At 71.1% G+C, this 11,617-nt stretch carries 9 protein-coding genes; 2 read left to right on the plus strand and 7 right to left on the minus strand.

From position 1 onward, the window contains the following. Positions 1-165: 165 nt before the first annotated feature. From KME80_RS47945 to lon, 7 genes are all read right to left on the minus strand, one after another. On the minus strand, positions 166-1,701 hold the full coding sequence (locus KME80_RS47945; protein WP_219519030.1) for an AMP-binding protein: 1,536 nt from the start codon (positions 1,699-1,701) through the stop codon (positions 166-168). Between the two features lie 93 nt (positions 1,702-1,794). Beyond that, positions 1,795-2,358, minus strand: coding sequence for a hypothetical protein (locus tag KME80_RS47950; RefSeq protein ID WP_219519033.1), 564 nt, complete (start codon positions 2,356-2,358; stop codon positions 1,795-1,797). A gap of 132 nt (positions 2,359-2,490) precedes the next feature. Further along, on the minus strand, positions 2,491-3,330 hold the full coding sequence (locus tag KME80_RS47955) for a MetQ/NlpA family ABC transporter substrate-binding protein (RefSeq protein WP_219519036.1): 840 nt from the start codon (positions 3,328-3,330) through the stop codon (positions 2,491-2,493). Positions 3,331-3,340: 10 nt separating this feature from the next. Continuing rightward, positions 3,341-3,997 (minus strand): methionine ABC transporter permease, encoded by a 657-nt coding sequence (locus tag KME80_RS47960; protein WP_219519039.1) that lies wholly within the window; start codon positions 3,995-3,997, stop codon positions 3,341-3,343. A gap of 43 nt (positions 3,998-4,040) precedes the next feature. After that, the gene (locus KME80_RS47965) at positions 4,041-4,991 is read right to left on the minus strand and encodes a methionine ABC transporter ATP-binding protein (protein WP_219519041.1); all 951 of its coding nucleotides are present in this window, start codon (positions 4,989-4,991) and stop codon (positions 4,041-4,043) included. A 301-nt stretch (positions 4,992-5,292) separates the two neighbouring features. Next, entirely contained in the window at positions 5,293-6,420 is a 1,128-nt protein-coding gene (locus KME80_RS47970) for a Fic family protein (protein WP_219519042.1), read from the minus strand. Between the two features lie 134 nt (positions 6,421-6,554). Next, on the minus strand, positions 6,555-8,915 hold the full coding sequence (gene lon / locus KME80_RS47975; RefSeq protein WP_219519044.1) for an endopeptidase La: 2,361 nt from the start codon (positions 8,913-8,915) through the stop codon (positions 6,555-6,557). A gap of 175 nt (positions 8,916-9,090) precedes the next feature. On the opposite strand from lon, the gene KME80_RS53100 reads away from it, so the two are divergent. Then, complete coding sequence (locus tag KME80_RS53100; protein ID WP_219519046.1) at positions 9,091-10,344, plus strand: sensor histidine kinase; 1,254 nt, start codon at positions 9,091-9,093, stop codon at positions 10,342-10,344. Then, positions 10,341-11,003, plus strand: a complete 663-nt coding sequence (locus KME80_RS47985; RefSeq protein WP_219519048.1) for a response regulator — start codon at positions 10,341-10,343, stop codon at positions 11,001-11,003. The genes KME80_RS53100 and KME80_RS47985 overlap by 4 nt, the downstream gene beginning before the upstream one ends. Positions 11,004-11,617: the final 614 nt, after the last annotated feature.

Genomic DNA, 11,617 nt, shown 5'->3' on the forward strand with positions numbered 1-11,617 from the left:
CGTCGATCTTCACGTACAGTGCTGTCGCGAGGGTGTTCAGTTCTGTCGTCACAAACGGATCTTGAACGCCCTCGCTTCATGTCCGCAGCCGAACAGCTGATCTCCCCCTTGGAATCAATCATCTAGGAGCTGCCCGCGGTTCGGCCGGAGCCCGAGAGGCGCCTGTCACTGCTGGTAGCGGGCCCGGTACTCGTCCTTCAGCAGGCGTTTGTACAGCTTCCCCGTCGGGTGCCTCGGCAGCTCCGCGCGGAAGTCGACCGACTTGGGGCACTTGTAGTGCGCCAGCCGCTCGCGGCAGTACGCGATCAGCTCCGCCTCCAGCTCCGGCCCGGCCTCGTCCATCGACACCGGCTCGACCACGGCCTTGACCTGCTCGCCCATCTCCTCGTCCGGCACGCCGAGCACGGCCACGTCGGCGACGCGCGGGTGCAGGCACAGCACGTTCTCGGCCTCCTGCGGGTAGATGTTCACCCCGCCAGAGATGATCATGTACGAGCGGCGGTCGGTGAGATAGAGGAACCCGTCGTCGTCCAGGTAGCCGATGTCGCCGAGGGTCGTCCAGCCCCTGCCCTTCGGGTCCTGCACGGAACGGGTCTTGTCCGGGTCGCCGTGATACTCGAACGCGGCGCTCTCGAAGTAGACCGTGCCGTGCTCGCCCGGCGGCAGCTCCTCGCCCTCCTCGTCGCACACGTGCACGGGGCCGAGCAGCGAACGCCCCACCGTGCCCCGGTGCTCCAGCCAGTCGTGCGCGTTCACGTACAGGAAGCCGTTGCCCTCGGTGCCCGCGTAGTACTCGTGCACGATGGGCCCCCACCACTCGATCATCCGCTCCTTGACCGGGACCGGGCAGGGCGCGGCGGCGTGGACGGCGCACGTCAGCGACGACAGGTCGTAGCGGTTGCGCGTCTCCTCGGGCAGCTTGAGCATCTTGACGAACATCGTCGGCACGAGCTGCGAGTGCGTGACCCGGTGCTTCTCCACCAGGGCCAGGTACTGCTCGGGGTCGAAGCGCTCCATGACGACGACGGTCGCGCCGAGCCGCTGGAAGGACATGCAGTAGCGCAGCGGCGCTGCGTGGTAGAGCGGCGCCGGCGACAGGTAGACGCTGTCGGCCGTGGGCGCGAACAGGCCCTCGATGAGCTTGAGCAGCACGTTCGGCTCGGCCAGCGGCGCCTTGGACAGGGCGGGCTTGACGCCCTTGGGCCTGCCGGTGGTGCCCGAGGAGTAGAGCATGTCGGCGCCCTGGCACTCGTCGGGGATCGGGGTGGCCGGGTGCGCCGCCACGGCCTCCTCGTACGAGGTGAAGCCCTCGGCGACGCCGTCGAGCATCAGGCGCAGCTCCACCCCGGGGGTGGCGTCGGTGACGGAGGTGGCGACGGCGGCCAGGTCGGCGCTCGCGATGAACACCCGGGCGCCGCAGTTGCCGACGATGTAGGCGAGCTCGTCGCTCTGCAGCCGCGAGCTGATCGCCGTGTAGTAGAGGCCGGAGCGGTGCGCCGCCCAGGCGACGGCCAGGAAGAGCGGGTGGTTGGAGAGCATGAAGGCGACGTGGTCCCCCGGCTGGAGGCCGGCGGCGCGGAACAGGTGGGCCAGGCGGTTCGACTCCTCGTCGAGCCGGCGGTAGGTGACGACCTCTCCGGAGCCCGCCATGATCACAGCGGGCTTGTCGGGGGTGACGGCTGCGATGGCTCCCGGGTGCATGGACCGAACACTATTCTGCCGATTCGTCCCGCGCCAGGACCCGGACACGGCGGAGCCGCGGCCCCCCTCCCGGGAACCGCGGCTCGGCGTGGGTCACGCGGCGTGGTAGACGTCCTTCCAGCCCGAGTGCTTGCCGGTGGGGCCCCAGGCGCGGCCCCGGCTGACGTCCACGTAGATGTGGGCGGCGTCCGTACCGGAGAAGGAGAAGTGCTTCGGGGACTCGCCGCAGTTCTTGAACCGCTTGACGTACGTGTCACCCTCGCCGGTCACGACCTTGAAGACCTCCCACGCGCACCTGTTCCTGCCCCACCACTTGTCGTTGGTGAGCTTGCTGCGCACGGTGAAGACGTCCTCGTACTTCCACTCCCACTTGTGCTTCTTGACCTTCTGGGTGACCCACTTGCACTTCTTGTGGCCGTCGGCGTCCTTCCAGCAGACGCGCTTCTTCACCCAGTACGTCTTCCAGTACCAGTCCTTGTACTTCTTCTGGTCCACGCTCACGTGGCCCTGGGCCTTGGCGTCGTGGTCGGTGGAGAAATAGGCTCCCCAGCCGGCCTCGTAGGAGGCCGGCGTGGTGGCCGAGGCCGCGGCGGGGGCGGCGATCGCGACCGCGGTGGCGGCGGCGACGCCGATCAGGATCCGGCTGACGAATCGCATTCGGGGACTCCTCGGGAGAGGTGAGTTCTTCTGTCCCCGTATTCGTACGCCGCCCCCATTGCCCGCGGCTTTCATCCGGCTTGAAACGGTCCAGCAATTTCGTTTCAGCCGGATTTCTCAGCCGGTCGTTCTTCAGCCGGCCGCGATGACCGAGCCCTGGTACTTCTGCGCGATGAAGTCCTTGACCTTCTGGTCCTGGAGGAGCTTGCCGAGCGTGACGATGCTCGCGTCCTTCTCGTGGCCCTTGGCCACGACCAGGCCGTTCACGTACGGGTTCCCCTCGGTCTTCTCCAGCACCAGGGCCTCGGTGGCGGGCTTGAGCCCGGCCTCGATCGCGTAGTTGCCGTTGATGACCGCCGCGTCCACGTCGTCGAGCGAGCGCGGGAGCTGCGCCGCCTCCAGCGGCTTGAACTGCAGGTTCTTCGGGTTGCCGGTGACGTCGCGCTCGGTGGCGGCGGTGCCGGCGCCCTCCTTGAGGGTGATCGTGCCGTTGTCGGCCAGCAGCTTGAGCGCGCGGCCCAGGTTGGTGGCGTCGTTCGGCACGGCGACCGTGGCGCCGGAGGGCAGCGCGGCCAGGTCCGTCGCCTTCTTCGAGTACAGGCCGAGCGGCTCCAGGTGCACGGGGGTGACGAAGCTCAGCTCGGTGCCCTTGGAGGCGTTGAAGTCGTCCAGGTACGGCTTGTGCTGGAAGAAGTTGGCGGCCAGCTGGCCCTCGCTGAGCTGGATGTTCGGCTGGACGTAGTCGGTGAACTCGACGATCTCCAGCTTCAGGCCGGCGGCCGGGGCCAGGTTGTCCTTCACGTAGGCCAGGATCTCGCCGTGCGGGACGGGGCTGGCGCCCACCTTCAGCACGGTGTCGGCCGACTCGGCCGGACTGGCCGCGCCGGCGTCCGTGGTGGCGGACTGTGTCGAGCCGCATGCGGTGAGCAACAGGGAGAGGGCGGCCGCGCCTACGATGCTACGAATTTTCATGATTTTTCCTTTATTTATGTGAAAGACGCCGAGCGACGAGATCGCCCAGGCTTTGCATGATCTGCACGATCACGACGAGCACCACCACCGTCGCGATCATGATTTCGGTCTCGAAGCGCATGTATCCGTAGCGCACCGCCAGGTCGCCCAGGCCGCCGCCGCCGATCGTGCCCGCCATGGCCGTGTAGCCGATGAGCGCCACCACGGTCACGGTCACGCCCGCGACGATCCCCGGCAGCGCCTCCGGCAGCAGCACCTTGCGCACGATCGTGGTCCGCCCGGCGCCCATCGCCTGCGCGGCCTGCACCACGTCCCGGTCGACCTCGCGCAGCGCCGTCTCGACCAGCCGGGCGAAGAACGGCACCGCGCCCACCGTGAGCGGCACGACCACCGCCGCCGTGCCGATCGTGGTGCCCACGACCAGCCGGGTGAACGGGATGATGGCGATCATCAGCACGATGAACGGCAGCGACCGCCCGACGTTCACGACCATGCCGAGCGCCGACTTGAGCACCGGCATCGGCCGCAGCCCGCCCCGGTCGAACACCACCAGCGCCACCCCGAGCGGCAGCCCGAGCAGCACCGTGAACAGCGTCGACCAGGCCACCATCAGCGCCGTCTGCCAGGTGGCCTCGCCCAGCAGCGGAACCATCTCGTCCCAGGTCATCGCTTCCCCCTCCGCGCACTCGCACGCGTACTGACGCCCGTGCTCACGCCGTCTCCACCAGCAGGCCGCGCTCGCGCAGGTAGTCCAGCGCGGGGGCGGCCTCGTCGCCCGTGAGGGCGACGCGCAGGCGGCCGACCGGGCCGGCCGTCAGCTCCTCGATGGAGCCGCCCAGGATGCTCAGGTCCACGTCGAACTTCCGCACGACCTCCGACACCACCGGCTGGCGCGGGTCGCCGGTGAAGGTGAGCGTGACCGACCCCGCGGGCGCGGGCTCGGGCAGCGGGAAGATCTCCCGGGTCAGCCGCGACCCGGGCGTCCTGATCAGGTCCGCGATGGCGCCGGACTCCTCGACCCGGCCTCCGGCCATGATGGCGGCCGAGTCGCAGACGCTCTTGATCACGTCCATCTCGTGGGTGATGAGCAGGATCGTCAGGCCGAGCTCGGTGTTGAGCCGCTTGAGCAGGGCCAGGATCGACTGCGTGGTGGCCGGGTCCAGCGCGGACGTGGCCTCGTCCGACAGCAGCACCGACGGGTTGCCGGCCAGCGCGCGGGCGATGCCCACGCGCTGCTTCTGCCCGCCGGAGAGCTGGTTCGGCCGGTCGCCGCCACGCCCGCCGAGCCCGACCAGCTCCAGCAGCTCGCCGACGCGGCGGCGGCGCTCGGCCGCCGGGACGCCCATGACCTCCAGGGGGAAGGCCACGTTCCCCGCGACGGTGCGCGAGGACAGCAGCGCGAAATGCTGGTGGATCATGCCGATGCGGCGGCGGGCCAAATTCAGCTCCTTGCCGCTCAGCGCGGTCAGCTCCTGCCCGTCGACCGTGACGGTGCCCGCGTCAGGGCGTTCGAGCAGGTTGACGCAGCGCAGCAGCGTGCTCTTGCCCGCGCCGCTCTGGCCCACCACGCCGTAGATCTCACCCTGGCGCACGTGCAGGTCGACGCCGTCCAGCGCGACGGTGCCGCCGTACGACTTGCGCAGGCCGGAAGCCTGAATCACAACAATTCCCCACAGATCTGGAACGAACAAACGTCGGTACGCGAAAGGTGGGGGCTACGCGGTGCCGGGGTGGTACGGCAGGTGGCTCAGCCTGCGCAGCACGAAGTGCGGAGTGATCATGGTGACCTTCGAGGAGACGGCGGATCGTCAGCGGGTGCGGGGGGTACGCATTCGCCCCGTGCACATGCGACAACACCGGGGGCCCATGGCGCTCCGGCGGTCCGCGTATGCCTCGTTCACGCCGTGGTCAACGGCCTGCGTGCCGCCCGGTATTCCGGACTTGCCGGGTGATCTGCATCACCTACCGGTACGGGTCCCGCAACGGCCGCACCCGCCCGGCGAACTCCGCCCTGATCGCCAGCATCCGAGGGCCCGGCTCGTAGAAGCGCCCCTTCGTCTCCCCGTACGGCTGCAACCACTTGCGCGCGGCCAGATCCCGCAGATCCCGCGCCGCCTGCCCCTGACTCAGCCCCTCATCCGCCTGATAACGGCTGCGGCGGACCCTCCGGTTCACGAACACTTCGTAGAGGGCGGCCACGCAACGGACGTTGAGCCCTTCACGGTCCACCTCTTCCTCGAGGAGCATCCAGATCTCCCCCGCCTGCGCCAGCCGCTGCCCGACCCGCTGCGCCTGCATGTGATGAGCCCGCAGACAGAACCGCACCCAGGGCAGGGTGTCGCCGTGCGGGCCCCATCGGCGCCCACCGACCTCACCGAGAACGTCGTAGTAGTCCAGTGTGGCCCGGTGTTGCCCCAGCCATTCCTCGATTGACGAGAACTCCGGGGTGGTGATCCGGTCCCGTCCGAGGACGAGCGTCTGCAGCGCCCTCGACATCCGCCCGTTGCCGTCCCGCCACGGGTGGATCTTCACCAGATTGAGGTGCGCCATGGCTGCCCGGACATAGCTGGGAGCATCCAGATCGCCCTCATTGAGCCAATGGACCAGCTCACCCAGCAGGCCAGGCACCAATTCGGCGTCAGGCCCTTCGTAGACCACCTCACCCGTCTCCGAGTTGCGGATGTAGATGCCGCCGGGTCGCACCACCCCCGGCCCCTTGTCGCGGTGATGCCCGATCATCATGAAGTTGAGCGCGTTGAGCAAGCCCGCGTCGTAGCGGAACTTCGGGGCCCGTGACAGGTGCTGGATGTAGGTGAGCGCCTGCTGGTAGCCGGCGATCTCCCGGGTGACCGAGGCGGACGCCTCCAGCGGCTCCTCCCCCTCCATGATGGACTCGATGTCCTCCACGCTGGCCCGGTAGCCCTCGATGGAGTTGGACCCCTGAATGGCTCTGGCCTGGAGCTGGCGGCGGAGCTGGCCGTCCCAGCGGTGGGTCTCGGCGAGCCGGTACTTGAGATCCCGCCGCATCTCCTCGACCTCTTGGAGGACGGCCTTGTCCTCCGGCTCCAACGCGGGCGTGTCGTACAGCATGAGGTCAGGCAAGCATGCACGAATCATTCAGTCAAACGGCGGGATGATTTATCCATCTATTCCCGACACCCCGCCGTACGAAATGCCGACGCCCCGCCGTGTCCAGACACGGCGGGGCGGGGGGCGGTCGGGCGTCAGGCCGCGACCGTGGTGGCGACCTGGGCCGGGGCGAGGGCGATGTCGAGGACCTCGCGCACGTCGCTCACCGCGTGGATGGTGAGCTCGTCGCGCACCTCCTGGGGCACGTCGTCCAGGTCCGGCTCGTTGCGGGCCGGGATCAGGACGGTCGTGATGCCCGCCCGGTGCGCCGCGAGCAGCTTCTGCTTGACGCCGCCGATCGGCAGGACCCGCCCGGTCAGCGAGATCTCACCGGTCATGGCCACGTCGCCGCGGACCAGGCGGCCCGACAGCAGCGAGGCCAGCGCGGTCGTCAGCGTCACGCCCGCGGAGGGGCCGTCCTTGGGCACGGCGCCCGCCGGGAAGTGGACGTGCACCGACCGGTCCTTCAGCGCGGTGACCGGCAGCTCCAGCTCCGCGCCGTGGGAGCGCAGGTAGGACATCGCGATGCGGGCCGACTCCTTCATCACGTCGCCGAGCTGGCCGGTCAGCGTGAGGCCAGTCTCGCCGGTCTCGGGGTCGGCCAGCGACGCCTCCACGTACAGGACGTCGCCGCCCGCGCCGGTGACGGCCAGGCCCGTGGCGACGCCGGGCACCGAGGTGCGCTGGGTGGCCTCCGGCAGCGACGACTCCGGCACGAACCGGGGCCGTCCCAGGTAGCCGACCAGGTCGTCGGCGCCGACCGTGACGGGCAGCTCGTCGTTGGCCGCGACCTTGCGCAGGATGCGGGCGACCGAGCGCTCCAGGGAGCGGACGCCGGCCTCGCGGGTGTACTCGGCGGCGAGCCTGCGCAGCGCGTCGTCCTGGACGGTGACCTCGTCGGCGGTCAGGCCGGCCAGGTCGAGCTGGCGGGGCAGCAGGTGGTCGCGGGCGATCGCGACCTTCTCGTCCTCGGTGTAGCCGTCGAGCGTGACGACCTCCATGCGGTCGAGCAGCGGCCCGGGGATCGCCTCCAGGACGTTGGCCGTGGCCAGGAACAGCACGTCGCTCAGGTCGAGCTCGACCTCCAGGTAGTGGTCGCGGAACGTGTGGTTCTGCGCCGGGTCGAGCACCTCCAGCAGCGCGGCCGTGGGGTCGCCCCGGTAGTCGGCGCCGACCTTGTCGATCTCGTCGAGCAGGACGACCGGGTTCATCGAGCCGGCCTCGCGGATCGCGCGGACGATGCGGCCGGGCAGCGCGCCGACGTACGTGCGCCGGTGGCCGCGGATCTCCGCCTCGTCACGGACGCCACCGAGCGCCACGCGGACGAACTTGCGGCCCATCGCGCGGGCCACGGACTCGCCGAGCGAGGTCTTGCCGACCCCGGGCGGGCCCGACAGGGCGAGGACGGCGCCGCTGCGGCGGCCGCTCACGACGCCGAGCCCCTTGTCCTGACGGCGCTTGCGCACGGCCAGGTGCTCGATGATGCGATCCTTGACGTCGGCCAGGCCGGTGTGGTCGGCGTCCAGCACGGCGCGGGCGCCGGTGATGTCGTAGTTGTCCTCGGTGCGCTCGTTCCACGGGATGTCGAGGACGGTGTCGAGCCAGGTGCGGATCCAGCCGGTCTCCGGGGACTGCTCGGAGGTCCGCTCCAGCTTGTCGACCTCCTTGAGCGCGGCCTCGCGCACCTTCTGCGGCAGGTCGGCGGCCTCGACGCGGGCGCGGTAGTCCTCCTCCTCGGTCTCGGCCGAGTCGCCGTTGAGCTCCTTGAGCTCCTTGCGGACGGCGGCGAGCTGCTGGCGCAGCAGGAACTCGCGCTGCTGCTTCTCCATGCCCTCCTGGACGTCCTTGCGGATCGTCTCGGCCACGTCCAGCTCGGCGAGGTGCTCGCGGGACCACTCGACGAGCTTGGCCAGCCGGTCGGCGGGGTCGGCCGCCTCCAGCAGCTCGACCTTCTGGGCGGTGGTCAGCCAGGGCGTGTAGCCGGAGCTGTCGGCCAGCACCGACGGGTCGTCGATCTGGTTGACCTGGTCGACGACCTGCCAGGCGCCGCGCTTCTGCAGGATCGTGGTGGCCAGGGCCTTGTACTCCTTGGCCAGCTCCTGGGCGCGCTCGCCGGCGGCGACCGTGTCGATCGTGATGGCCTCGACCCACAGCGCAGCGCCGGGGCCGGTCGTGCCGGTGCCCACCCGCACCCGGTTGACACCGCGGACGACGGCGGCGGGCTCGCCGCCCGGCAGCCTCCCGACCTGCTCGACCACGGCCTGTACGCCCACGGCGCCGTAACGGCCGTCGATCCGGGGAACGAGCAGGACCCGTGGCTTGTTGCCACCGGATGCCTGTGCCGCGTCTATGGCGGAGCGCACCTCGGAGTCGGACAGGTCCAGCGGAACCACCATGCCCGGCAGGACGACCTCGTCGTCCAGCGGCAGGACCGGGAGGATCAAGCTCTCACTCATGCGAACTCCAAAGGGTTGAGTTACATCGACTCAATTCATTGGAGCCCATCGTTGTTCCCTTCTCTGCCGATGTTCGCTCACAGCGATCGTAATGTTGTAAGCCATACCTGAGGGTGAGGGCGGATCAACCCTTGGTCCGACGCGGCCAGGACCTCGCGGCTCGTAGGCTTCGGGGGTGTTCTCGGCAGTGCTGGAGCCGCTCAGGCTCGCGCTCTATCGGGGCGACGCCGACCCGCCGCCGCCCCGCCGCCTCACCGTGCGCGTGCCGCGCTGGCTCGGCCTGCTGCCGTTCCGCCGGATCGACCTCGTGCAGGCCGGCGATCTGGCGCTGGCCGCCCTCTTCTTCGTCACCACGGCCTCCGAGCGGGCGGGCCTGCGCGGGGGCGGCGCCCTGGGCCAGTTCCTGCCGTACGTGGCGGCCTTCGCCTTCTCCCTGCCCCTGGCGCTGCGCGGACGCCACCCGCTGGTCGCCTGGCGGATCGCCGCCGGGCTGATCCCCCTCACGATCTGGATGCGCGAGCGTCCCTCCGACGACACGCTGCCCTACACGGCGCCGGCGATCATCTGCTACCTGCTGGTGACCTACGCGGTGGCGGTGCGCTGCGACCGGCGGATCACGGTCGCGGTCTGGGCGCTGACCGCGCTGGCGACCTGGCTCTTCCATCCCGACTCGGTGGCCATCGCGCTCACCATGGTGACGATCGCCGTCCTGTTCGGCTACAACGTGCGGGTGCGACGCAACGCCACCGCCCGGCTGCTCGCCGAGGAGCGGCGCACCCAGGAGGCCGAGGGCGCCCAGGCCGTGCTGGAGGAGCGCGCCCGCATCGCCCGCGAGCTGCACGACGTCGTCGCGCACCACATGTCGGTGATCGCCATCCAGGCCGAGGCCGTGCCGCTGCGGGCGGCGGGCGATCCGGCCCAGCTGGAAGCCGGCCTGGCCGAGATCCGCGGCCTGTCCCTGGAGGCGATCGCCCAGCTGCGCCAGGTGCTCGGCGTGCTGCGCGACCAGGAGGGCCGCACCGACACCGCGCCCCAGCCCGGCCTCGACCGCATCGACGAGCTCGTCGCCAACGCCCGCGCCACCGGGCTGTCCGTGCTGGTCAAACGGCCCGAATCGGTCGACGGGCTGCCGCCGGCGGTGGGCCTGTCGGCCTACCGGATCATCCAGGAGTCGCTCAGCAACGCCATGCGCCACGCCCCCGGCGCCACCGTCATGCTCGACATCGGCCGCGACGACACCGGGCTGCGGCTGCACGTCACCAACGGGCCCGGCTCCTCCCCCGCCGGCGAGCCCGGCGCCGGGCAGGGCCTCGTCGGCATGCGCGAACGGGCCGCCCTGCTCGGCGGCACGCTCGCCGCCGGCCCGGTGCCCGTGGGAGGTTTCCAGGTGACCGCGACACTGCCGATCGACGAACGGGGGGCCGGGTGATCCGGGTGCTGATCGCCGACGACCAGGGCATGGTGCGCACGGGGTTCACCGTGTTCCTGAGCGCGCAACCGGACATCCAGGTCGTGGGCGAGGCCGCCGACGGCCGCGAGGCGATCGAGCGCGCCGCCGAGCTGGCCCCCGACGTGGTGCTCATGGACGTGCGCATGCCCGTCATGGACGGCCTGGAGGCCACCCGCCGCCTGCTGGCCTCCGGCGCGCGGTCCAAGGTGCTCATCCTAACGACGTTCGACCTCGACGACTACGTCTACGAGGCGCTGCGGGCCGGGGCCAGCGGGTTCCTCCTCAAGGACGCCTCCGCCGCCCAGCTCGCCGAAGCCGTGCGCATCGTCGCCGCCGGCGACGCCCTCATCGCCCCGGCGATCACCCGGCGGCTCATCCACGAGTTCGCCAAACTGCCCCGCCCCCGCGCCTCCTCCCCCGCCGACAGCCGCCTCGGCGAGCTCACCGACCGCGAGACCGAGGTCCTCACGCTCATCGCCCAGGCGCTGTCCAACCAGGAGATCGCCGACAAGCTCGTGCTGGCGGAGCAGACGGTCAAGACCCACGTGGGGCGCGTCCTGATGAAACTCGGCCTCCGCGACCGCGCCCAGGCCATCGTCTACGCCTACGAAACCGGCCTCGTACGCCCGGGCGAGTAGCCGCGCACCGCACGACACCGACACACCTGGGACGCCTGGCCCGCCGTAGGGCCGATGCACCGCGCAGCCTGCCCACCTTGCCGACACGCCCGGGGGCGCCCTGCAGGGCCGCCGAAACGCCGGAGGTTCCTCCGCCTCGCCGCCCCGCCGGCCCGCCGATGCGCCGATGCACCCGCGCACCCGCGCCCACCCCGCCACCGTAGGGAGTGGCGGGCGACCACACGAGCGCCCGGCCCCAGCACGGACGGCCCTGACCAGGGCCGGGGCCCGGGGCCTGGGGGGCCGGGGTCGCGAGCCAGGAGGCGGGGTCCGGGTGCCCGGGGGGTAGGAGCCAATGGGCCCAGGGTCCGGGGCCGGGTGCCAGGGGGCCGGGCACCTCGGGGTCCGGGGCGGCCGGGTCCAGAGGCCCAGAGGCCCGGAGGCCGGGAGGCCGGGAGGCCGGGAGGCCGGGAGGCCGGGAGGCCGGGAGGCCGGGAGGCCGGGAGGCCCGGAGGCCCGGAGGCCCGGAGGCCCGGAGGCCCGGAGGCCCGGAGGCCCGGAGGCCCGGAGGCCCGGAGGCCCGGAGGCCCGGAGGCCCGGAGGCCCGGAGGCCCGGAGGCCGGGAGGCCCGGAGG

The sequence above is a fragment of the Nonomuraea ceibae genome (genome assembly GCF_019396325.1).
GTDB lineage: Bacteria > Actinomycetota > Actinomycetes > Streptosporangiales > Streptosporangiaceae > Nonomuraea > Nonomuraea ceibae.